Here is a 22652-nt window from a genome sequence, read left to right on the forward strand (position 1 = left end):
GATGACCAAGCACATTCCGGACGCGTCCCGCCGCCGGCTTCTCTTCGGCGGCACCGCGCTGGCCGCCGGCGCTCTGCTCACCGCGTGCACCAGCAACGAGGCCGAGCCGAACGCCGCGCAGACCAAGGGCGCCGACACGTCCAACCCGAACGCCGCGGCCGGCAAGGCCGTGACCATCGGGTTCTCCGCCCCGGCCGCCGACCACGGCTGGATCGCGGCGATCACCAACAACGCCAAGGCGCAGGCCGGGGCGTACAGCGACGTGACCTTCAAGCAGGTCGAGGCCGGCAAGGACGCTGCCGCGCAGCGTGCCGCGCTGGAGACCCTGATCGCCGAGAAGCCCGACGTCATCGTGCTGCTCCCGCACGACGGCAAGGAGCTCAACGCGTTCGGCCTCAAGGCCATGGAGGCCGGCATCCCGGTCGTCAACCTGGACCGCGCCTTCCCCGACGCGCTGGCGTACCGCCTGCAGATCAAGGGCGACAACTACGGCATGGGCGTGGCCGCCGGTCACTACATCGGCAAGGCGCTCAAGGCCAAGGGCGTGGCCGCGCCGGTCATCGGTGAGATCGCCGGCATGGACGAGCTGGAGCTGACCCAGGAGCGCAGCGCGGGCTTCAAGGCCGCGCTGGCCACCTACGGCTTCTCCGTCACCAACCGGCGCGCGGCGCGTTTCACCGCCGACAGCGGCCAGAAGGAGGGCCAGAACCTGCTCCAGGCGCTGCCCAAGATCGACGCCATCTGGAACCACGACGACGACCAGGGCATCGGTGTGCTGGCGGCCATCTCGGCGGCCAACCGCAGCGAGTTCTTCATGGTCGGCGGCGCCGGCTCCAAGAAGGCGATCGAGGACATCGCCGCCGACAACACCGTGCTCAAGGCCACGGTCACCTACAGCCCGTCGATGGCCTCCTCGGCCATCTCGCTGGCCCGCCTCATCGGCCAGGGCAAGGGCATGTCGGACCTGGTCGAGCTGCAGGTGCCGAAGGAGATCATCCTGGCCTCCGAGACGATCACGAAAGAGAACGCGAGCACCTACCTGAAGCTCGGTTTCTAAGCCCGACATGGATCGCCCGCACCAGCGGGCACGGTAACGACGGGAGCCCACTCCGTGTCCACAATCGACAACAAGGAGCTGCGGGTCGGCATGGTCGGCTACGCGTTCATGGGGGCCGCGCACTCACAGGCGTGGCGCACCGTGAACCGTGCGTTCGACCTGCCCCTGCGGGTCCGGATGGCCGCGGTCTGCGGCCGTGACGAAGCCAAGGTCGCCGAGGCGGCCGACCGTCTCGGCTGGGACGGCTACGTCACGGACTGGCGTGAGCTGATCGCCCGGGACGACATCGACGTGATCGACGTCTGCACGCCCGGCGACAGCCACGCCGAGATCACCATCGCCGCCCTCGCCGCGGGCAAGCACGTGATGTGCGAGAAGCCGCTGGCCAACAACGTGGCCGAGGCCCAGGCGATGGTCGATGCCGCGACCGCGGCCCGGGAGTCGGGCATCCGTACGCTGTGCGGGTTCAACTACCGGCGCGTGCCGGCGGCGGCGCTGATGCGTCAGATGATCGCCGCCGGCCGCCTCGGGGTGATCCGGCACGTGCGGGCCGTGTACCTGCAGGACTGGATCACCGATCCGAACTTCCCGCTGGTCTGGCGGCTGCAGCAGGAGCGGGCCGGGTCCGGTGCGCTGGGCGACATCGGCGCCCACATCATCGACCTCACCCAGCACATCACCGGGCAGCGCATCACCGGCGTCAGCGCGCTGACCGAGACGTTCGTCAAGGAGCGGCCCATCCCCACCGAGATGAGCGGCCTGGCCGCCAGCTCGGCCGCGGACGGCCAGGCGTACGGGCAGGTCACCGTCGACGACGCCGCGGTGTTCACGGCGCGGCTGTCCGGCGGGGCGATCGCCACGTACGAGGCGAGCCGCTTCGCGATGGGCCGCAAGAACGGGCTGCGCGTCGAGATCAACGGCTCGCTCGGCTCCCTGGTCTTCGACCTGGAGCGCCTCAACGAGCTGGAGTTCTACGACGCCACCTTGCCGGCCGCGGAGCAGGGGTTCAACCGGATCCTGGTCACCGAGCCGGAGCACCCGTACCTGTCGGCCTGGTGGCCGCCGGGTCACATCATCGGCTACGAGCACTCCTTCACCCACCAGGCACGGGACTTCGTGCAGGCGGTGGCGGAGGGCACCGACCCCCACCCGTCGTTCGAGGAGGCGCTCGGCGTCCAGCTCGTGCTCGACGCGGTGCAGCGGTCGGCGGCGTCCGGTTCGACCTGGACGCAGGTGGCTCAGCCGCAGTACGCGGCCTGAGCCCGCACCACCCCCGACGTGGGAGGGCCGGTCGGACGCCGACCGACCGGCCCTCTCACCCATGAACGTCTCGCCCCACGGGCATACCGAAAGGGAGCGTATCCATGCCCCGACCCATCACCCTGTTCACCGGCCAGTGGGCAGACCTCCCGTTCGAGGAGGTCTGCCGCCTCGCGTCCGAGTGGGGTTACGACGGACTCGAGATCGCCTGCTGGGGCGACCACTTCGAGGTCGACAAGGCGCTGTCGGACGACACCTACATCGCGCGCAAGCGGGCGCAGCTCGACAAGTACGGCCTGAGCGTGCACGCGATCTCCAACCACCTGGTCGGACAGGCCGTCTGTGACAACCCGATCGACGAGCGGCACAAGGCGATCCTGCCCGCCCGGATCTGGGGCGACGGTGAGCCCGAGGGCGTGCGCCAGCGCGCCGCCGCCGAGATGGCCGACACCGCCCGCGCCGCCGCCAAGCTCGGCGTGAACGTCGTCGTCGGCTTCACCGGCTCGCCGATCTGGCACTTCGTGGCCATGTTCCCGCCGGTCCCGGCCTCGATGATCGACGCGGGGTACGAGGAGTTCGCGCGGCGCTGGCACCCCATCCTCGACGTGTACGACGAGGTCGGCGTGCGCTTCGCACACGAGGTGCACCCGAGCGAGATCGCGTACGACTACCACACCACCCGCCGTACGCTGGACGCGCTGGGCAACCGGCCCGCGTTCGGCCTGAACTGGGACCCGTCGCACATGGTGTGGCAGGGCTGCGACCCGGTCGGCTTCATCCTCGACTTCGCCGACCGCATCTACCACGTGGACTGCAAGGACACCAAGGTGCGCATGGGCGACGGGCGCCGGGGCATCCTGTCCTCGCACCTGCCCTGGGCCGACCTGCGCCGCGGCTGGGACTTCGTGTCCACCGGCCACGGCGACGTCCCCTGGGAGGACTGCTTCCGCGCACTGAACTCGATCGGCTACGACGGCCCGATCTCGATCGAGTGGGAGGACGCGGGCATGGACCGGCTCGTCGGGGCTCCCCAGGCGCTGCAGTTCGTACGCAACCTCCTCTTCGACCCGCCCACCGCCTCGTTCGACGCGGCCTTCAGCTCGGACTGACCCCGGCCCCCGCCGGCCGGTGCCCACGTGCCGGCCGGCGGGCCTGAGATAAGGAAGGGCACCTTCTTAACGCTATGCGTATAGGAAGGTGCCCTTCTTAACGCCTCACGATGGCGGGCCGGGCGGTCCGCCGGGGTTGATCGCGACCTCGTGTCGGAACCTGTGGTGTGAGCCGAGGTTCTGACATGAGACGGCGATCATCGAGGGTCCGGCCGGGTGGGGAGGCGTCATGGCGCCCGCCTAAGATGGGCCCTGGCCTGGGCGGACTCGCCGTCGGCAGGACAAGGGGCGGGAGAGTGCCGGTGCGGCAGGCTGGTCCGGCGGAGGCCGTGACTCCCGCCACGGAAGGTCCCGGGTCAGCCGCCGACGCCGTCGATGCAGCCGACCCGAGGACCGTGCCGAGGGCGCTGGCGGACGCCTACCGGCGCTGCGCGGACCTCCACCGGCGCCACGGCCGGACCTACTACCTGGCCACCCGGCTGCTGCCCGCCTGGAAGCGGCCGCACGTGCACGCGCTCTACGGGTTCGCCCGCCACGCCGACGAGATCGTCGACAGTCTCGACGCCACGGCACCCGCCGAGCGCGCCCGGCGGCTGGGCGAGCTGTCCGCGCGGCTGCACGCCGGGCTGCACGGCGAGCCGGTCGACGATCCGCTGCTTCCGGCTGTGCTGCATACCGCGCGGGTGCTCCGGCTGGACCCGGCCGACTTCACCGCGTTCCTCTGCTCCATGGCGATGGATCTGACGGTGCGGCATTACGCCGACTATCCGGCGCTGCTGCGCTACATGGAGGGCTCGGCGGCGGTGATCGGCACGCTGATGCTGCCGGTACTCGGCCCCGCCGATCCGGAGGCGGCACGTGAGCCCGCGCGGCAGCTCGGGCTGGCGTTCCAGCTCACCAACTTCCTGCGCGACGTCGCCGAGGATTTGGCCCGGGACCGGGTGTACCTGCCGCAGGAGGACCTGGCCCGGTTCGGCGTCGACGAGGGTGAGCTGCGCGCCGCTGCGGCGGCCGGGCGGGCGACGCCGAGGATCAAGCGGCTGATCGCTTATGAAATCACCCGGGCGCGGGGGCACTACGCCGCCGCGCTGCCCGGGGTCGGGATGCTGTCCGGCGCGTCCAGGAGGTGCGTGCGGACCGCCTACCTGGTCTACGGCGCGATTCTCGACGAGATCGAGCGCGCGGATCACGACGTGTTCGCGCGGCGCGCGGTCGTGCCGGGGCGGCGCCGGGCCGCGCTGCTGGCACGTGGTCTGCTGGGGCGGTAGCACCCGCTGTGGCTGTGGCTGTGGCTGTGGCTGCGGCTGTGGCCTCGGCGAACCCTTCCGCACGCAAGCTCGGCCCGCCTGCCCGCCTGCCCGCCTGCCCGCCTGCCCGCCTGCCCGGCCGCCCGCCTGTCCGGCCGTTCCGCGCCCGCCTGGCCTAGCCGCCGGGCTGTTCGCGGCAAGATCGGCGTTTCGTGTCCGAAACTGGGGTCAGGCCCCACCTTTGGACACGAACTCGCGATCAACCCGGCCGACCGCTCGACCCCGCGGGGGCGAGGCGTTAAGAAGGGCACCTTCCTATACGCATAGCGTTAAGAAGGTGCCCTTCCTTGTCTAGCAGCGGGGGACGCCGGGGATGAAGCCGTCGTAGCCGGTGTAGACGTAGGCGTCGGAGATGAACTTGCCCGAGCCGATGCGGTCCCAGATGGTGCTGGTGCCGTAGGTGCCGGTGACCGAGGTGCCGGTGGTCTGGCACTGGATGGAGACGGTCGCGCCGTCGGCGACGGTGCCCACGGAGGCGTAGCCGGTGCCGGGGCCCGAGCGGATCGTCAGCGGCGAGCCCGCGGTGTTGACGGTGCCCTGCGCCGCCCCACCGCCGCAGCCGTTGTCACTGGTGTAGTTCTTGGTGCCCCAGTAGAGCGCGGTCACGCCGTTGAACTTGATCTGGACGGCGGAGCCGCCGGAGCGCTGCTCGTAGTGCAGGTGGGGGCCGGTCGAGCCGCCGGTGGTGCCGACGTACCCGATCACGGTGCCGTACTTGACGGTCTGGCCCACCGACACGTTGAACGAGTTCAGGTGCGCGTAGTAGGTGGTCCAGCCGCTGCCGTGGTTGATCCGGACGTACTTGCCGTAGCTGGTGTCACCGAGGTTGGTGACGACGTCCACAGTGCCCGGGGCGCTGGCCACGACGGGGTCGCCGAGGTCGTCGGTGCGGTTGAAGTCGATGGCGTTGGCGGGGCTGTGGTTGGTGCGGGTCTGGCCGGACCAGACCTGGTTGCACGGGAACGGGACCTTGAAGGTCGGGGCGGCCATGGCCGGGCTTGCTTCGACCAGCACGGCCGCGCCGATGGCCAGGGCGGCGGTGGCCAGCCCCAGGACGCGCTTGAGCATGGGTTCTCCTCGGGGTGAGAGGTCAGGCGCAGTGTTCGAAACCGGAGGTGTAGGTGGTGCCACCGGCGCTGCCGCCCCATTTCACGCAGCCGGGGGCGGTGCGGATGACCGGCCCGGCGTAGTAGGAGAAGCTGCCGGAGTCGGTGGTTCTGCTCGCCCCCTGCGGTTCCAGGAACGCGCTGACGGCGGTGGGGGTGCCGACGCTGGTCATCTTCAGCGTCGTGACGCAGTTCTGGCCGGTCGAGCCCTTCCACAGCAGGTTCGCGGTGCCCGCGCTGCCGAGCTTGACCGAGTCGATCATCTGGAAGCCGGCGCCGCAGACCTCGGCCGGGTCGTACGACGTGGCGCAGTTGTTGCTGGTCACGTTGGCCGAGCCGTAGCCGAAGGTGCTGCCGTTGAAGACGGCCTTGATGATGTGCGACTGCGAGCGGTCCGGGTAGCGCACCTCGTAGTGCAGGTGCGGGGAGATGTTGTTGCCGGGCTTGCTGGTGTTGCCCAGCGCGCCGATGGCCTGGCCGCGCAGCACGGACTGCCCGGCGACGACCGCCCGGCTGTCGAGGTGGGCGTAGTAGGTGAAGTAGCCGCCGCCGTGGTCGATGACGATCAGGTTGCCGTACCCGTTGACGGAGCCCTGGTGCGCGGAGACCTCGACGGTGCCCGCCGCGGCGGCGACCACGGTGTCACCCAGGTCGGCCGTGGCGGTGGAGCCCCGGTTGAAGTCGATCTCCCACGAGACGTGGGCGCTGCTGTTGGTGCTGTTGCCGTTCCAGGTCTGGCCGCAGGGGAACGGCAGCTGGAACGCGGGTGCGGCATGAGCGGGCGAGCCGAGCAGGACCGCGCTCGTCACGCCGAGGAGCAGCGCGGCGGCGCCGGACAGGAGCTTGAGTGGTCGCATGTGGCCGTTCCCTTCCGTGGGGTGGTGGACAGGGTGTGCACAGCGTTGCGACACGTGCTCCAACGTTTCTCCAGAACCACTACAGCCGTTCAGCCGAGCGCTCTGGTCCGATCGGCCGAGCACGCGTAGGCTCAGGCGATCGATCACGGATCGTGAGTGGTTGGGGCGATGGCGGACCGGCTGGAACTGCGCATCCTGGGCACCTTCGAGCTGACGTGCGACGGGGTGGCCGCTTCCGTGGGTGGTGTGAAACCGCGCCAGCTGCTGGCGACGCTGGCGCTGCACCACGGCCGCACCGTGTCGGTCGACCACCTGATCGAGGTGCTGTGGCCGCAGGATCCGCCCCGCTCGGCACTGGCCAATGTGCAGACGTACGTGAGCGCGCTGCGCACCTGTCTCGGGGACCGGCTGCGCCGCCAGCCGCCCGGCTACCGGCTGGAGCTGTGCCCGGACGAGCTGGACCTGCTGCGCTTCGAGGAGCATGCGCGGGGCGGCGACCCGGCCGGGCTGGCCGCCGCGCTGGAGCTGTGGCGCGGCGAGCCGCTGGAGAACCTGCCGGCGTCCCCGCTGTGGCGCACCGAGATCGACCGGCTGGTCGAGCGGCACCGCTCGGTCCGGCAGAGCCGGGCGCGGCTGCGCATCGAGGCCGGGCAGCCCGCCGCGGCCGTCGACGAGCTGCGCCGGCTGGTCGGCGAGGAGCCGCTGCGCGAGGAGGCGTGGCAGCTGCTGGTGACGGCGCTGCGCGACGCGGGCCACCGGGCGGAGGCGCTGTCGGCGTACGCGGCCGCGCGCCGCACGCTCACCGAGGAGCTGGGCGTCGAACCGGGCGAGCCGCTGCGCCGCCTGCACCGCACGCTGCTGGTCGAGGAGGAGGGTCCGCTGCCGTTCGGTGCCCGGCTGGACGGCGCCGCCGCGCTGGTGCTGCGCGGGCTGGCCCGGCTCGCGGTGCCCTCGGTGCCGGGCTGGGTGACCGCCGCCCTGCTCGACCGTCCGGACGCGACGGAGGTGCTCGCCTCGCTGGACCGGGCCCGCCTGCTGCGCCCGGCCGGCCCGGACGAGCTGGGCCAGGCCCGGTACGGCCTGCCCGTGCTGGTCGGGCTGCTCGCGCCGGACCTGCCCGGCGAGGCGATCGGCGCGGCGCTGGCCCGCGCGCTCGGCGGCTACCTGAGCCTGGCCGAGCGGGCCGCGGGCGGGCTGCCGCCGCAGGTGTTCGGGCCGGGGCTGACCGTCGCGCCGCGCTGGCCGGTGCCGGACGCGGCGGAGCTGACGGGCGACCCGGTGCGCTGGTTCGCCGCGGAGCGGCAGGCGCTGCTCGGCGCGGTCGAGGCCGCCGCGGGCAACGGGCTGTCCGATCTGGCCTGGGAGCTGGCGCACGCCATGGTGGCCTGGTGCGACATGGGCGGGCACACCGCCGAGTGGGAGCAGACGCACCGCACCGCGCTGGCCGCGTGCCGGGCGGGCGGCAACCTGCTCGGCGAGGCGGTGACCCTGCGCGGCCTGGGCCAGCTGCACCTCTACCGCGATCACTACGAGGAGGCGGCGGAGGCGTTCAGCCGGTCCCGGCTGCTGTTCGCGCGGCTGGGCAACCTGTGCGGGCAGGCAGCGGCGCTGGCCGGGCTGGGCACCGGGCACCGCATCCGGGGCGAGCTGGACGACGCGCTGGACTGCTACCGGCAGGCCCTGGAGGCGTACCGGATGCTCGGGCACCGCCACGGCGAGGCGTACGCGCTGGGCGCGCTCGGCATGGTGTGGCTGGCCCGCGGCGACCTCGCCGAGGCGTTCCGCGACTTCGGCACCGGGCTGCGGCTGGCCGACGAGATCGGCGACGCGCACCGGTCCGCGCTGCTCACCCGCCAGCTTGGCCTGGCCCGCCTGCGCAGCGGCGACCTGGCGCACGCGCGCGCCGACCTGACCGCCGCGCTGGACCGCTTCGCGGTGCTCGGCGACGCGCACTGTGAGGCGTACTGCCTGACCGACCTGGCCGCGCTGGAGGCGCCGGAGGTCGCGGTGCGGCGGCTCACCCAGGCGCTGGAGATCTTCGAGCGGATCGGCGACCGGCGCGCCCAGGCGCAGACCTCCCGCCGCCTGGGCGAACTCCACCGCGGCGACGCCCGCTACGGCCTGTCCGACGCCTACCTCGCCGAGGCCCGCCGCCTCCAGTCCACCGTCGAGATGACCCGCATGCCCTTCTGACGGCCGCGGTCAGGGCCGGGTGCGGAAGGTGCGGCGGTATGACGACGGCGACGTGCGCATACACCGGCTGAAGTGGTGGCGGAAGGTGGCGGGGGAGTCGAAGCCGACGGCGGCGGCGACCTGCTCGACGGGGGAGTCGGAGGTCTCCAGCAGCGGCAGGCTGGCGGCCACCCGCTGCTCGATGAGCCACCGGATCGGGCTGGTGCCGGTGTGCCGGGCGAAGTGGCGCAGGAAGCTGCGCGGCGACATCCGGGCGTGCGCGGCGAGCAGGTTGACCGTCAGCGGCTCGGTGAGGTGGTCCAGCGCCCACGCCATCGCGCGGGCCACCCCGTCGTCGTCGACCACGTCGCGCACGGGCAGCTCGATGAACTGGGCCTGCCCGCCGTCGCGGTGCGGCGGCAGCACCAGCCGCCGGGCCACCGTGTTGGCGATCTGCGCGCCGTGGTCGCGGCGCACCAGGTGCAGGCAGAGGTCCAGCCCGGCGGCGCTGCCCGCGCTGGTGACCACCTGGCCGCTGTCCACGTACAGCACGTCGGGGGTGACGTCGACCAGCGGGTGCCGCTCGCGCAGCAGCGGGGCGTAGCGCCAGTGCGTGGTGGCGGCGCGGCCGTCCAGCAGTCCGGCAGCGGCCAGCGCGAACGCGCCGGAGCAGATGGACACGATGCGGGCGCCCCGCCCGGCCGCCGTGCGCAGCGCCGTGACCAGGGCGGGGGAGACCGGGGCGTGCACGTCGGCGACGCCGGGGACGATCACGGTGTCGGCCGCGGCGAGCACGTCCAGGCCGTGCCGGGCGGTGATGGTGAAGCCGCCGACGGCGGGCAGCGGGTCGGGCGTCTCGGCGCAGACGGCCAGGTCGTACCAGGGCACGTCCAGCTCCGGGCGGGGCAGGCCGAACACCTCGACCACGCAGCCCAGCTCGAACGGGGCCATCCCGGCGAACGCCAGCACCGCGATCCGGTGCCGGGGCCGGGTCTCCAGCGTCAGCGGCGTACCCATGGCGAGATCTTAGCGAACAGCGGCGTTACCGCCACTCGTCCGCGAAGCCCGGCCCGCCGAGGATGGACGTAGTTGATCGAGCCGTAGAGGAGCAGCTCATGTCCGCCGTTCTCAGCACCCCGCCGGCCGCCGCCGACGTCGCCGCCGCCCACTTCGCCGCCCGCCTGTCGTTCGAGGCCGACGTGTCCGATGTGCACGCCGACCTGGCGTCGGGTGGGGCGGGCTTCGTCCTGGTCGACTCGCGCTCGCTGGAGGCGTGGGAGCAGGGCCACCTTCCCGGCGCGGTGCACCTGCCCACGGCGGAGATCGCGAGCCGGGCGGCCGAGGTGGTGCCCGCCGGCAGCGTCGTCGTCACCTACTGCTGGGGGCCCGGCTGCAACGGCGCCACCCGGGCCGCACTGGCCTTCGCCCGGCTGGGCTATCAGGTCAAGGAGATGCTCGGCGGGTACGAGTACTGGGTGCGCGAGGGCTTCGACACGCAGGGCCTGCTCGGGTTGCAGAAACACGACGTGGACCCGCTGACGGCGCCCGCGAGCGGCGCCGCCTGCGCCTGCTGAGCGCGTCCATCGACGACTGTCGGGATGGACCATCGATGACACGCCGAACTTCATATGGGGTCGCTTTCCTCGCGGTGCCACTAGATGTAGTGTGAATCCATCGCTGGTCCACCCCTCCGGTGCCCTCAAGCACCGGGTCGAGGGGTGCGCGCGAGCCGTCGTGAGGCGGTCTCGCGCTGAGGGAATCCGGTGCGATTCCGGAGCTGCCCCGCAGCGGTGAGTGGGAACGAAGCCGTCCCGCGCCCTCCCGCGAAGAGGGCGCGGAGCAGCACTGGGCCGTCCGGCCTGGGAAGCGACGGCGTAGGGGGTCGACGTGCGGCGCGGCGGGAGCCGGGCCGGTCGGCCGCGCCCATGAGCCCGAAGACCTGCCGGCGTGCGCGCCGCGGCCCAGCCCGCGACGCGCCCCCGACCCGTCGGTCCGTCCGGACCGGAGCGGGCCGAGGACACCGGGCCGCGCGGGACGGTCCACGGTGGACCGTGCCCATCCGGCTCAGGATGAGTGCTGTTCGCGTGCCCTCCCGCGCTCGATGAGGGGGAGCGCACGCTTGACCAGCACAACCTTCCGCAACACGACCGCCACCGGCATCTCCGGGTCCGGCGGGCCGGGCACGCCGCCCGAGGAGGCGACGACGCTCACCACGGCGCTGGGGGCGCTGCTCGCCGAGGCCGCGCGGGGACTGCCCGACGTGGACCACCGGGCGGTGCTCAACCCGGTGGCCGCGGGGATCTGGCCCGGAGCGACCGAGGCCGACCTGCGGCTGCGCGCCGTCGAGACCGCCGCCGCGCTGGTGGTGCAGGAGCCCGGATACAGCCGCCTCGCGGCGCGGCTGCTCGCGGTGCACGTCGCCGAGGAGGCCGCCACCCAGGGCGTACACGACTTCGCCGGCTCGGTGCGGGTCGCGCACGAGGCCGGGCTGCTCGCCGACGACCTGGCCGCGTTCGTCGCGGCGCACGCCGACGAGCTGGGGGAGCTCGTCGACCCGGCCGCCGACGACCGCTTCGAGTACTTCGGCCTGCGCACCGTCTACGACCGCTACCTGCTGCGCCACCCGGTGACCCGCAGGGTCGTGGAGACGCCGCAGCACTTCCTGCTGCGGGTGTCCTGCGGGCTGATGGGCGAGGTCGGCGACGCGGGCACCGCCGGGCGCCGCCTGCCGGGCAGCACGGCCGAGGTCGCGCGGGTGTACGCGAAGCTCAGCCGCCTGGCGTACCTGCCCAGCTCGCCGACGCTGTTCAACGCCGGGGCCCGGCGCCCGCAGCTGAGCAGCTGCTTCCTGCTGGACTCGCCGCGCGACGAGCTGGAGTCGATCTACGAGCGCTACGCCCAGGCGGCCCGGCTGTCCAAGTACGCCGGGGGTATCGGGGTGTCGTGGAGCCGGATCCGGTCCCGGGGCTCGCTGATCCGCGGCACCAACGGGCTGTCCAACGGCATCGTGCCGTGGCTGCGCACGCTGGACGCCAGCGTGGCCGCGGTCAACCAGGGCGGCCGCCGCAAGGGCGCGGCCTGTGTCTACCTGGAGACCTGGCACGCCGACCTGGACGAGTTCCTGCAGCTGCGCGACTCGACCGGGGAGGAGAGCCGGCGCACTCACAACCTGCACCTGGCCAACTGGGTGCCGGACGAGTTCATGCGCCGGGTGGAGGCGGACACGGCGTGGTCGCTGTTCGACCCGAAGGACGTGCCCGAGCTGGTGGACCTGTGGGGCGACGACTTCGACCGGGCGTACCGGGCGGCCGAGGCCGCCGGGCGCGCGGTGCGCACCGTCCCGGCCCGGGAGCTGTACGGCCGCATGATGCGCACCCTCGCGCAGACCGGCAACGGCTGGATGACGTTCAAGGACGCGGCCAACCGCACCTGCAACCAGACCGCCGTGCCGGGCAACACGGTGCACCTGTCCAACCTGTGCACCGAGATCCTGGAGGTCACCAGCGACGGCGAGACCGCCGTGTGCAACCTCGGCTCGATCAACCTGGCCGCGCACCTGGGCCCGGACGGCGTGGACTTCGCGGCGCTGGCCGACACCGTGCGCGTCGCCGTGCGGATGCTGGACCGCTCGATCGACCTGTCCTACTACCCGACGGGCGAGGCGGCCGGGGCCAACAACCGCTGGCGGCCGGTCGGCCTGGGCGTGATGGGCCTGGCCGACGTGTTCTTCGCGCTGGGCCTGGACTTCGACTCGCCCGAGGCGCTGGCGCTGTCCACCCGCATCGCGGAGGAGATCGCGCTGGCCGCGTACGACGCCAGCGCCGACCTGGCCGTCGAGCTGGGTGTGCACCCGGCGTACGGGGACACCCGCGCCGCGCGCGGCGTGCTGCACGCCGACCACTTCCCGGACGCGGTGTCCACCCGGCCGTGGGCGTGGGACGAGCTGCACGCGAAGGTGGCCCGCACCGGGCTGCGCAACTCGCTGCTGATCGCGATCGCGCCGACGGCGACCATCGCCTCGATCGCGGGCAGCGCCGAGTGCATCGAGCCGCCGGTGGCCAACGTGTTCAAGCGCGAGACCCTGTCCGGCGAGTTCCTCCAGGTGAACCGCTACCTGGTGGAGGAGCTGAAGGCGCGCGGCCTGTGGACGGCCGCGGTGCGCGACCGCGTGCTGGCGGCCGAGGGTTCGGTGGCCGGCATCGAGGAGATCCCGGCGGAGCTGCGGCGGCGCTTCCGCACCGCGTGGGAGCTGCCGCAGCGGGCGCTGATCGACCTGGCCGCGGCACGGATGCCGTACATCGACCAGTCGCAGTCGCTGAACCTGTTCATGGCCGCCCCGGAGATCGGCAAGCTCTCCTCGATGTACGCCTACGCCTGGCGCAAGGGCCTGAAGACCACCTACTACCTGCGCTCCCGCCCCGCCACCGCGATCGCCCAGACCACGGTGCGCAAGGCGGCCGCGCCCGCCGCCGCGCCCGCGCAGCCGCTGCGCACCGCGAGCAGCCTGATCGACCTGAACCTGGAGAACCCGGAGATCTGCGAGGCATGCCAGTGACCACCCCGAAGAAGATGCTGCTCGACGCCGGTCTCGACCTGACCTTGCGGCCGATGCGCTACCCGGACTTCTACGAGCGCTACCGCGCCGCCATCCGCAACACCTGGACCGTCGAGGAGGTCGACCTCGGCAGCGACCTGCCCGACCTGGCCGGGCTGTCCGAGGGCGAGCGGCACCTGGTGAACCGCCTGGTCGCGTTCTTCGCCACGGGCGACACCATCGTCGCCAACAACCTGGTGCTGAACCTGTACCGCCACATCAACGCCCCGGAGGCCCGGCTCTACCTGAGCCGCCAGCTCTTCGAGGAGGCGGTGCACGTGCAGTTCTACCTGACCCTGCTGGACACCTACCTGCCCGACGACGAGGAGCGGGCGAAGGCGTTCGCGGCGGTGGAGAACATCCCCTCGATCGCCCGCAAGGCGAACTTCTGCTTCGAGTGGATCGACTCGGTCTTCGACCTGCCCGCGCTGCGCACCGCCGACGAGCGGCGCCGCTTCCTGCTCAACCTCATCTGCTTCGCCGCCTGCATCGAGGGCCTGTTCTTCTACGGCGCCTTCGCGTACGTGTACTGGCTGCGCTCGCGCGGCCTGCTGGACGGGCTGGCCGCGGGCACCAACTGGGTGTTCCGCGACGAGTCGATGCACATGGACTTCGCGTTCGCCGTGGTCGACACGGTGCGCGCCGAGGAGCCGGACCTGTTCGACGAGGACATGGGCAAGGCGGTCACCCGGATGATGGAGGAGGCGGTCGACGCCGAGCTGGCCTTCGCCGAGGACCTGTGCGGGGCCGGGCTGCCCGGCATGACCCTGGCCGACATGCGGCAGTACCTGCAGTACGTCGCCGACCAGCGGCTGGCCCGGCTCGGCCTGCCCGCCCGGTTCGGCGCGGCCAACCCGTTCCCGTTCATGGCGCTGCAGGACGTGCAGGAGCTGGCCAACTTCTTCGAGCGCCGGGTGACGGCGTACCAGGTGGCCGTGCCCGGCACGGTCACCCTCGACGAGGACTTCTGACCCAAGCAAGAGAACCAGTCGTTGTTTACGACGGAAGGAGGAACAGAATGACGAACTCTGCCGCAGAAACCAATGTCGTTCGATGCTTTCTTAGCTACTCGCGGGACGACAACACAGCCATGCGGGGGATCGCTGATCAACTGAAGGCGAGCCTGACCGGTCTGTACAGGGCGAAGACGGGGCGCGAGCTGGAGATCTTTGTTGATCGTGACAACATCGGGTGGGGCGAGGATTGGCGAAACAAGATCGCCTCATCCATTCGTCAGGCAACGGTTTTCATCCCGCTGGTCACCATGAATTACTTCAATCGACCCGCCTGTCGCGACGAACTCATCGCCTTCTATGAAAGCGCCCGCATCGTAGGTGTTACCGATCTTGTCCTTCCAATCGTGCTGGCTGGCTCGCGGACTCTCGCGGATCAGAACGCACGAGATGAGGTAAAGATCGTCGAAAGCCTCAACTACAAGAACTTCGAACGCATCTGGATTCGCGGCTACGACTCGCCGGAGTGGCTCACCGCGGTCGATGATCTGGTCGAGTCGCTCATAAAGGCGATTGAAGCCGCCGAGCAGACCTTGGTCGCCATGGAGGTCGGCTCGGTCGCTGCGGCGAGTGACCTCGGTGTGTCACCTCCGAGCGTGGACGTTGATCAGGTGCCGTTGGAGGACGGCGGGGCCGAGTTGGGACTCTTCGACGTACTCGAAAGTCTTAATGATGCTGGCTCTGCACTGCCACTAGCCACGGAACGCGCGCTTGAAGACCTCCGTGTGTTCGCTGAGGTTGTGGGCGAATCCTTTAGCGATCATGTCGGCAACGGGGCCGACCTGCAGAAAGCGGGCCCCATGATCGCAGCACGGGTGACCGCACCCGCTGCTACCGTCGGGGAGTCCGGCGTAGCGTTTGGAAGGCTGATCTCACGCATCGACGCAGAGCTGCGCTTCTTCGTAGGAGAATTGAACTCTTTCGATGTTCCGGAACTCCATGCGACGTTCGAGGTGCAACTGAACCGAATCCGGGAATCGCTTGAGGGCGGAGACGCCGCCGTGGAAACGATCCGGCAGGTGCGGACCTACATCAAACTGGCTCAGTCGATGAGCCTGTCCCTGCGAAAGTCGCTAGCTCCTGCGCTTCTCGGCATCACCGCTATAGAGAATGCGCTGAACACGACCCTGACGTGGAAAAACATCAGGGCAGGGCAAGCGGGTTAGTTGTCGAGGATCGCCGCGAACCGCTTCTCGGCGAGGTCGAACTGGGCGAAGATGTGCGCCTTGACCTCGCCGATCAGCGGCGTGTCCGCCCGCGCGACCAGCTCGCGCAGGGCGGGCACGAGCGGCGAGTACTTCGTCGCGGCCCGGCGCACCTTCGGCCCGATGGTGTGGATGACGCCCACGCCGTTGTCGGTGAAGTCGGAGACCTTGATGACGCGCGCCCACGGGTCCACGTCCAGCGACTCGACCACGTGCGCCCGGTACTGCTCGTCCTTGTCGCGGTCGAGGTCGTACTCCGGGTTGGTCACCGCGGCGACCAGCGACGCGACCCGGGGGCTGAACCGCTCGGCGAGCGCCGCGAGGGCCTGCTCGCGGGGCGGCGGGCCGCTGCGGTGGGTCTGGCCGACGATGCCCCACGGCTGGTCCTCGACGGAGTCGTGGAGCAGGGCGGCGACCAGCACGTCCCGGTCGGTGATCCGGTAGTAGTGGATGATCCGGATGGTCACCCGCAGCAGGTGGTTGAGGTACGGCTCGCGTACCCGCCGCTGCTCGGCGTGCAGCCGCGCGGCCAGCTCCAGGGCCTCGCCCAGCACGGCGCGGTCCGCCTCGGGCAGCCGCTCGATCTCCAGGGCGAACCGGTCGCGCAGCCCCTGCTCGCCGAGCACCTCGGTGATGGCGTGCAGGGGCATGGTCATGAGATACGCCGGCGCGGTCGCGTCCATGCCGGTGTTTATATCCGATCAGCGCAGCCCGCGCCGTCCCTCCGATGTGGACCGGACGCTCAGCGCGGCACCTTGGCACGGTTGCGGTCGGCCAGCGCACGGGCCAGGCTGAACGGCGGATTGACCGGGTCCGCCGCGTCGGCGGTGCCGCGCGGACCGGGGATGACCAGGGCGGCGTTGGCGGCGTGCTGCCCGGGGCGGGCCGCTCCGGTGCCGTCGAACTCCTCCTGCGTCATGGCCTGCAGTGCGCTGAACATCACACCGATCAGGCACAGCGCCGACAGCAGCACGATCGGCACGATGAGCACGAACGGGCTCAGCCCGGAGACCTCGCCGTCGCCGTCGGTGCGCAGCGTGATCCGCACCGCCGCCATCGCGGTGTAGTGCATGCCGCACACGGCGACGCCCATCACGGCGGCCGCGGCGGTGATAGCGCGCATGCCCGACACCGTCACGGTGAACCACAGCGCGACCGTCGCGGCGACCACGGCGATCAGCACGGAGGCGGCGACCAGGCCGAAGTCGTAGCTGACGTCGCCGGCCACCCGCATCGCGGCCATGCCGGTGTAGTGCATCGCGACCACGCCCAGGCCGGTGAACCCGCCGCCCGCCACGACGCGCAGCGCCGACCGGGGACCCTGACCGGCGATGAACAGCCCGATGCCCACGGTGGCGACGGCGAGCGCGAGGCTGATGAAGGTCACCACCGGGTCGTAGCGGACCGGGCTGGCCGGCACGTCGAAGCCGATCATGGCCATGAAGTGCATGAGCCAGATGCCCGTGCCGCCGATCGACAGCGACGCGATGATCAGCCAGCGCGCCCGCCGCCCGGCGGTGGACGCGCGCCGGGCGCGCGACGTGCAGACCAGGCCGAGCAGCGAGCCGATGAAGGCCATCAGGTACGCGGTCACCGGGTTGAACCAGCCGTACGCGAAATGGTGCACTTCTGCCATGGGGGCGCCTCCGGGCGGTAGCCGAAGATGCCATTGCGTCATGGAAGTTGCACGGACCATCGCACAGCGTGTCCGTGACCGCACTGTGGATCACCCTGTGGCGGGTGCAGGGTAGCGTCTGGTGCATGGCAGGCACGAGCGCGGCGGTGATCGCTCTGGTCGGCATCGACGGCTCGGGCAAGACGACCCAGGCGGTACGCCTGGCCGCGGCGCTGTGCGCGGCCGGCATCACCGCCCGGTACGGCCCGAATCCGGGCGGCCGGCGCTTCCTCGGGCGTGTCGCGCGCCGGCTCGGCCGGCCGGACGCGATCGCCCTGGTCGGGCGCCGGGGCCTGCTGCTGATCGAGGCGGTGCTGCGCTGGCTGGCCATCGCCCGCTCGCTGGTGGCGGCGCGGCTGACCGGCCGGATCGCGGTGATGGACCGCTACACGCCCTGCCAGCTGGTGAGCATTCGGGCACACGGCGGCGGCGACCGGCTCGAGCGCTTGGTACGCGCGGCTTATGCCCCCTTCCCCCGCCCGGCTGTCATCATCTTCCTCGACGTCCCGCCTGGCCTGGCCTACGACCGGATCGAGCAGCGCGGCGACGACCACGAGGACATCGAATATCTGAACGTGAGCCATGCCGCCTACAAAGACGTACTGTCGGATGCGGTACATGTCGACGGCACCGGCGATCCCGACACCGTCGCTCAGGCCGTTTGGGCGGCCGTCTGGCCGGGCATCGAACACGGTTTGGCAGTTGACGCCGGGCAGTCGTGAAAGTAAGTTTCAACCGTGGCGAAGAAGTCGAAAGTTTCTGAGGAGAGCGACGCCGCGCGCGCCGCACAGGAGCCGGCCGGGCTGATCGTTCAGATCAACGGCCTGCTGCCCGCGCTCTCCCCGGCGGAGCAGCGCGTCGCGCGGCTCGTGCTCGCCGACCCGGCCGCCTCGGCTCGCCGCACCATCACCGACCTGTCCGCCGCCGCCGAGACCTCCGAGGCGACGGTCATCCGGTTCTGCCGCTCGATCGGCATGTCCGGCTACCCCCAGCTGCGCATCCGGCTCGCCGCCGAGGCCGCGCGCCGGGTCGAGCCGGCCGACTCCCGGGTCGTCGGCGGCGACATCCCGCCCGGCGCGGACATGGCACAGATCATCGCCACCATCGCCTTCAACGACGCCCGCGCCGTCGAGGAGACGGCGGAGCAGCTCGACCCCGAGGTCTGCGACAAGATCGCGGACGCGCTGGTCAAGGCCTCCCGGGTCGAGGTCTTCGGGGCCGGGGCCAGCGGCTTCGTCGCCGCCGACTTCCAGGCCAAGCTGCACCGCATCGGCCGCGTCGCGTACTACTGGCCCGACCTGCACACCTCGCTCACCTCGGCGGCCCTGCTCGGCCCCGGTGACGTGGCGCTCGGCATCTCGCACACCGGCACCACCGCCGACACCATCGACGTGCTGGAGCGGGCCAAGGCCGCGGGCGCGGTGACGGTGGCGCTGACCAACTTCCCGCGCTCGCCGATCTGCGACGTGGCCGATTTCGTGCTGACCACCGCCGCGCGCGAGACGACGTACCGCTCGGGCGCCATGGCCAGCCGCCTCGCGCAGCTCACGGTGGTGGACTGCCTGTTCGTGGCCGTCGCCGCGCGCACCCGCACCAAGGCCCGCAAGGCGCTCGAGGTCACCGCCGAGGCGGTGCGCGGGCGTCGCGTCGGCACCTCGCGCCGCCGGTCCGGCGATGCCTGAGCTGCCCACCGCCTCGGTGCGCGTCAGCGCCCCGACCGAACAGCGGTACGCACCCAGCGCCGACCTCGACATGCTCGACACCCGGCAGATCCTGCAAGTGATCAACGACGCCGACCGGACCGTCGCCGACGCGGTCAGCGCCGTCCTGGACCCGCTGGCCGTGGCGGTGGAGGACGCGGTCGCGGCGCTGCAGCGCGGCAACCGGGTCCACTATGTCGGCGCGGGCACCTCGGGCCGGCTCGGCGTGGTCGATGCGGCCGAGCTGCCGCCCACCTTCAACGCCCCGCGCAGCTGGTTCTGCGCGCACATCGCGGGCGGCCCCGGTGCGCTGCTGGCGGCGGTCGAGGACGCCGAGGACGACACCGAGGCCGGCGCCGACGAGATCGCCCGCTGCGTGCGTACCGGCGACGTGGTCATCGGCCTGGCCGCCAGCGGGCGCACGCCGTACGTGCTCGGCGCCCTGCGCGCCGCGGGCGAGCTGGGCTGCCGCACCGGCCTGATCGCGGCCGACCCGCACGCCGCCGCGGCGGACTGGGTCGACGTCTTCATCGGCGTGGACACCGGCCCCGAGGTGGTCACCGGCTCCACCCGGATGAAGGCCGCCACCGCGCAGAAGCTGCTGCTGAACGCCTTCTCCACCGCGGTCATGGTGCGCCTGGGCCGGGTGTTCTCCAACTTCATGATCGACATGGTGCCGACCAACGCGAAGCTGCGCGGCCGCATGCTGAACATCCTCGTCGAGGCGACGGGCCACGACGAGGACGAGTGCCGCCGCACGCTCGACGCGGCCGGAGGCGACCTGCGCGCCGCCCTGGTCGCCCTGCTCGCCGGGCGCGAGGTCGCCGCCGCCCGAGGCGCTCTGGCCGGGCACGGCAACCGCATCCGGGACGCGATAGCTTCGCTGGCCGACTGACTCCGCGCGGGGGCAAGATCGCTGTCTCGTGTCACAACCTGCGCCTGGACCGCAGATCTCGACACGAAACAGCGATCTTGCGTCTTTACGGCCTTATTGGGGTGGCCCGGTCGGGGGCAATTGGTGGCCGGATGGGTGTGCTTTTCACTCATCGGGGTATGCGGGTCATGCGATCAGGTGCGGCTGGTGTGGAACCGTGCAATAGCGCGCCCGTTCCGACGTCACAAGAAATGGCGACGCAGGTCACAGCGTTGTAGTGAGGTGGATCGCTGTGTCAGGGCGGCGCTGCATGGTGTCATAAATGGGGCATTGCGGACCGATAGGCTCGCGTCCAGCGAGTCGGTATGTCGGTATCAGCGAGTTCACAGCTTTTCGTGACAGTTTCGATGGGCAACGCGGAATCATTCGCAGGCGTCATCTGTTGTGAAGGTGTCAGTACCGCAAGGCCCTGCGGCGATTACGTGGGAGGGACCCGAACGTGGAGAACATGACCATGCTGCGCACCGACCAGGTGGCTGAGGAGCGCGACCTCGTCGGTGTATACCTGCACGAGATCTCACGTACCCCGCTGCTGGATGCCGCGCAGGAGGTCGACCTCTCGAAGGCGATCGAAGCCGGCCTCTACGCCGAGCACCTGCTGGAGGCGGACAAGCTCAAGCGCGGCCTCAAGCGCGACGAGCTCGAGAAGCTGGTGGCCGAGGGCGAGCGCGCCAAGGACCTGTTCATCCGGGCGAACCTGCGCCTGGTGGTCTCGATCGCGCGGCGCTACGTGCGCTCCGGGATGCCGATGCTCGACCTGATCCAGGAGGGCAACACCGGCCTGGTGCGCGCCGTCGAGAAGTTCGACTACGTGAAGGGCTACAAGTTCTCCACGTACGCCACCTGGTGGATCCGGCAGGCGATCAGCCGCGCCATCGCTCAGCAGGAGCGGACCGTGCGGCTGCCCGTCCACCTGGTCGAGGACGTCAACCGGATGCGCAACGTCGCCCGCCAGCTCACCCGTGAGCTGGGCAGCGAGCCGGAGCCGGAGCAGATCGCGACCGCGCTGGGCGTGACCGTCGAGCGGGTGACCGAGCTGATCCGCTGGTCGCAGGACACCGTCTCGCTCGACACCCCGGTGGGCGACGACGGCGACACCAACCTGGGTGACCTGGTCGCCGACCGCGACACGCCCAGCCCGGAGGAGATCGTGCTCTCGGCGCTGGAGCGGCAGCGGATCGAGGGCCTGCTCAACCACCTGGACGACCGCTCCGCGGGCATCATGCGGGCGCGCTACGGCCTGGAGGACGGCCGGGAGCACTCGCTGACCGAGGTGGCGTCGCGCTTCTCGCTCTCCCGCGAGCGCATCCGCCAGCTGGAGATCCAGGCGCTGGGCCGGCTGCGCGAGCTGGCCCGTGCCGAGGGCCTGCAGTCCGTCTGATCCCACACGCGTCCCGTACACGGCGAAAGGCCCCTCCCGGAGCACCCGGGAGGGGCCTTTCGCCTGCGGTCAGAGCTTCACGCGGCCGTAGCCGTAGGGCGTCATCATGTCGACGCTGGATACCTTGACCACTTCGCCGGTGGTCGGCGCGTGGATGACCTTGCCGCTGCCGACGTAGAGCGCAACGTGGCCCAGGCCGGAATAGAAGACGAGGTCTCCCGGCGCGAGCTGGGACCGTTTGATGTGGGTCACCTCACGCCACTGCGTCGCCGCCTGGTGGTAGAGGCTCACCCCGGCGGCGCGCCAGGCGGCCAGGGTCAGGCCCGAGCAGTCGTACCCCTCGGGACCGTCGGCGGCCCAGATGTACGGCTTGCCCAGCGCCTTGTACGCGAACTTCACCGCGATCCCGGCCTTGCCCGCGTAGGCGGGCACCGCGCCGGTGTAGGTGGAGGTCGCCTCGTCGGTGAGGCCGGCCGCCTGGCGCATGGCCTTGAGCTTGCCCAGGTCCTTCTCGACGGCCTTGCGCTGCGTGGACAGCGCCTTGACCCGGGTGGCCTGCTCCTGCAGCCGGGCGTCGAGGGCGGCCTTGGCCGCGAACCGGTCACCCGCGGCGCGGTGCGCCTCGTCAAGCTGCTCCTGCTGGCTGGCGGCCAGCTGGTGCAGGGTGCTCAGGCGGGCCAGCAGCTCGCCGTCGGCCGACTTGTCCAGCAGGGCGTTCCAGCCCCGGAAGGCGCCCGTCCGGTACGCGGTCGCGGCGATGCGGGCGACGTTCTGCTGTGCGGCGTCGGCCCTGACCTCCAGCGGCCCGAGGTCGCGTTCGAGCTGGGCGACCTCGGCGCGGGTCTGCTTGAGCTGGCTGTTCAGCTTGTTGTACTGCTCGACGATCTTCTCCAGCTGTGCCGACTTCGTGGTGATCTGCTTGCGGAGCTCGGCGGCGCTGGGCTCGGCGTGGGCGGGCGCGGCGGTGACCAGCAGCCCGATGATCAGTGCACCGGCGGGGGCGAGCAGGCGCGCGGCGGCGCGCCAGCCCCTGCCATGGGGGGATGACAAGGTATGGGTGGCCCTTCTCCGTGGCCGCCTACCGAGTTAGCTGACGGGTTCGGGCGAAGGGCGCCCTACCGCCGTCACTCATGGTGACTGCGGATTCACCCCAGTGGTGGTGGGTCCCCGGCTCGCGGCGCTCCGGACGACATCGATCGTCCCGATCGCTCGGCGACTCGGCGGCGCTGGTCCGGTGCCACCCGGGGGTGGGCGGCGGACAACCGGTCCAGTGCCGGCAACC

19 protein-coding genes and 2 riboswitches are annotated in these 22652 nt (G+C 71.3%); of the genes, 13 read left to right on the forward strand and 6 right to left on the reverse strand.

Annotated features, from left to right (window positions below):
* Nucleotide 1: 1 nt before the first annotated feature.
* The 4 genes from Cba03nite_RS31760 (at nucleotide 2) to Cba03nite_RS31775 (ending at nucleotide 4694) form a co-directional block, all read left to right on the forward strand.
* On the forward strand, nucleotides 2-1057 hold the full coding sequence (locus tag Cba03nite_RS31760) for a substrate-binding domain-containing protein (protein WP_203754240.1): 1056 nt from the start codon (nucleotides 2-4) through the stop codon (nucleotides 1055-1057).
* A 90-nt stretch (nucleotides 1058-1147) separates the two neighbouring features.
* Nucleotides 1148-2317: a Gfo/Idh/MocA family protein gene (locus Cba03nite_RS31765; RefSeq protein WP_203754421.1), complete on the forward strand. Its 1170-nt coding sequence runs from the start codon at nucleotides 1148-1150 to the stop codon at nucleotides 2315-2317.
* Between the two features lie 104 nt (nucleotides 2318-2421).
* Entirely contained in the window at nucleotides 2422-3426 is a 1005-nt protein-coding gene (locus Cba03nite_RS31770; protein ID WP_203754243.1) for a sugar phosphate isomerase/epimerase family protein, read from the forward strand.
* Between the two features lie 395 nt (nucleotides 3427-3821).
* The gene (locus Cba03nite_RS31775; protein ID WP_239126156.1) at nucleotides 3822-4694 is read left to right on the forward strand and encodes a phytoene/squalene synthase family protein; all 873 of its coding nucleotides are present in this window, start codon (nucleotides 3822-3824) and stop codon (nucleotides 4692-4694) included.
* A gap of 330 nt (nucleotides 4695-5024) precedes the next feature.
* Here Cba03nite_RS31775 and Cba03nite_RS31780 read toward each other — a convergent pair whose 3' ends face one another.
* The gene (locus tag Cba03nite_RS31780) at nucleotides 5025-5801 is read right to left on the reverse strand and encodes a M23 family metallopeptidase (protein ID WP_203754249.1); all 777 of its coding nucleotides are present in this window, start codon (nucleotides 5799-5801) and stop codon (nucleotides 5025-5027) included.
* 22 nt (nucleotides 5802-5823) lie between these two features.
* Nucleotides 5824-6696 (reverse strand): M23 family metallopeptidase, encoded by an 873-nt coding sequence (locus Cba03nite_RS31785; RefSeq protein ID WP_203754252.1) that lies wholly within the window; start codon nucleotides 6694-6696, stop codon nucleotides 5824-5826.
* Between the two features lie 168 nt (nucleotides 6697-6864).
* Between Cba03nite_RS31785 and Cba03nite_RS31790 the strand changes: the two genes are divergently transcribed.
* The gene (locus Cba03nite_RS31790; RefSeq protein WP_203754255.1) at nucleotides 6865-8889 is read left to right on the forward strand and encodes an AfsR/SARP family transcriptional regulator; all 2025 of its coding nucleotides are present in this window, start codon (nucleotides 6865-6867) and stop codon (nucleotides 8887-8889) included.
* A gap of 9 nt (nucleotides 8890-8898) precedes the next feature.
* Here the strand turns inward: Cba03nite_RS31790 and ftrA are convergent, their stop codons facing one another.
* Complete coding sequence (gene ftrA, locus Cba03nite_RS31795) at nucleotides 8899-9885, reverse strand: transcriptional regulator FtrA (protein WP_203754258.1); 987 nt, start codon at nucleotides 9883-9885, stop codon at nucleotides 8899-8901.
* A gap of 98 nt (nucleotides 9886-9983) precedes the next feature.
* Between ftrA and Cba03nite_RS31800 the strand changes: the two genes are divergently transcribed.
* The 4 genes from Cba03nite_RS31800 to Cba03nite_RS31815 all read left to right on the forward strand — a co-directional run bounded on the left by Cba03nite_RS31800 (nucleotide 9984) and on the right by Cba03nite_RS31815 (nucleotide 15641).
* The gene (locus Cba03nite_RS31800) at nucleotides 9984-10442 is read left to right on the forward strand and encodes a rhodanese-like domain-containing protein (protein ID WP_203754261.1); all 459 of its coding nucleotides are present in this window, start codon (nucleotides 9984-9986) and stop codon (nucleotides 10440-10442) included.
* A gap of 157 nt (nucleotides 10443-10599) precedes the next feature.
* Nucleotides 10600-10811, forward strand: a riboswitch (cobalamin riboswitch).
* 158 nt (nucleotides 10812-10969) lie between these two features.
* The gene (locus Cba03nite_RS31805) at nucleotides 10970-13423 is read left to right on the forward strand and encodes a ribonucleoside-diphosphate reductase subunit alpha (protein ID WP_203754264.1); all 2454 of its coding nucleotides are present in this window, start codon (nucleotides 10970-10972) and stop codon (nucleotides 13421-13423) included.
* Complete coding sequence (locus tag Cba03nite_RS31810; protein ID WP_203754267.1) at nucleotides 13414-14433, forward strand: ribonucleotide-diphosphate reductase subunit beta; 1020 nt, start codon at nucleotides 13414-13416, stop codon at nucleotides 14431-14433. Before Cba03nite_RS31805 ends, Cba03nite_RS31810 begins: the two co-directional genes overlap by 10 nt.
* A gap of 47 nt (nucleotides 14434-14480) precedes the next feature.
* Nucleotides 14481-15641, forward strand: coding sequence for a toll/interleukin-1 receptor domain-containing protein (locus Cba03nite_RS31815; RefSeq protein WP_203754269.1), 1161 nt, complete (start codon nucleotides 14481-14483; stop codon nucleotides 15639-15641).
* On the opposite strand, the gene Cba03nite_RS31820 is transcribed toward Cba03nite_RS31815, so the two are convergent.
* Together Cba03nite_RS31820 and Cba03nite_RS31825 are read right to left on the reverse strand one after the other, a co-directional pair.
* Complete coding sequence (locus Cba03nite_RS31820) at nucleotides 15638-16363, reverse strand: HD domain-containing protein (RefSeq protein WP_239126157.1); 726 nt, start codon at nucleotides 16361-16363, stop codon at nucleotides 15638-15640. The genes Cba03nite_RS31815 and Cba03nite_RS31820 overlap by 4 nt on opposite strands.
* Before the next feature lie 59 nt (nucleotides 16364-16422).
* A complete protein-coding gene (locus Cba03nite_RS31825) occupies nucleotides 16423-17316 on the reverse strand; it encodes an MHYT domain-containing protein (protein WP_203754271.1) in 894 nt (297 codons plus the stop codon).
* Between the two features lie 125 nt (nucleotides 17317-17441).
* Here Cba03nite_RS31825 and Cba03nite_RS31830 point away from each other — a divergent pair, with 125 nt between their 5' ends.
* The 4 genes from Cba03nite_RS31830 to Cba03nite_RS31845 all read left to right on the forward strand — a co-directional run bounded on the left by Cba03nite_RS31830 (nucleotide 17442) and on the right by Cba03nite_RS31845 (nucleotide 21370).
* Nucleotides 17442-18077 (forward strand): dTMP kinase, encoded by a 636-nt coding sequence (locus Cba03nite_RS31830; protein ID WP_203754273.1) that lies wholly within the window; start codon nucleotides 17442-17444, stop codon nucleotides 18075-18077.
* 15 nt (nucleotides 18078-18092) lie between these two features.
* The gene (locus tag Cba03nite_RS31835; RefSeq protein ID WP_203754275.1) at nucleotides 18093-19037 is read left to right on the forward strand and encodes a MurR/RpiR family transcriptional regulator; all 945 of its coding nucleotides are present in this window, start codon (nucleotides 18093-18095) and stop codon (nucleotides 19035-19037) included.
* Entirely contained in the window at nucleotides 19030-19950 is a 921-nt protein-coding gene (locus Cba03nite_RS31840) for an N-acetylmuramic acid 6-phosphate etherase (protein ID WP_203754277.1), read from the forward strand. The genes Cba03nite_RS31835 and Cba03nite_RS31840 overlap by 8 nt, the downstream gene beginning before the upstream one ends.
* Before the next feature lie 487 nt (nucleotides 19951-20437).
* Complete coding sequence (locus tag Cba03nite_RS31845) at nucleotides 20438-21370, forward strand: sigma-70 family RNA polymerase sigma factor (RefSeq protein ID WP_203754427.1); 933 nt, start codon at nucleotides 20438-20440, stop codon at nucleotides 21368-21370.
* A gap of 69 nt (nucleotides 21371-21439) precedes the next feature.
* Here Cba03nite_RS31845 and Cba03nite_RS31850 read toward each other — a convergent pair whose 3' ends face one another.
* Nucleotides 21440-22420, reverse strand: a complete 981-nt coding sequence (locus tag Cba03nite_RS31850) for a C40 family peptidase (RefSeq protein ID WP_239126158.1) — start codon at nucleotides 22418-22420, stop codon at nucleotides 21440-21442.
* A gap of 11 nt (nucleotides 22421-22431) precedes the next feature.
* Nucleotides 22432-22560: riboswitch (cyclic di-AMP (ydaO/yuaA leader) on the reverse strand.
* Nucleotides 22561-22652: the final 92 nt, after the last annotated feature.

This window comes from Catellatospora bangladeshensis (assembly GCF_016862575.1).
GTDB lineage: Bacteria > Actinomycetota > Actinomycetes > Mycobacteriales > Micromonosporaceae > Catellatospora > Catellatospora bangladeshensis.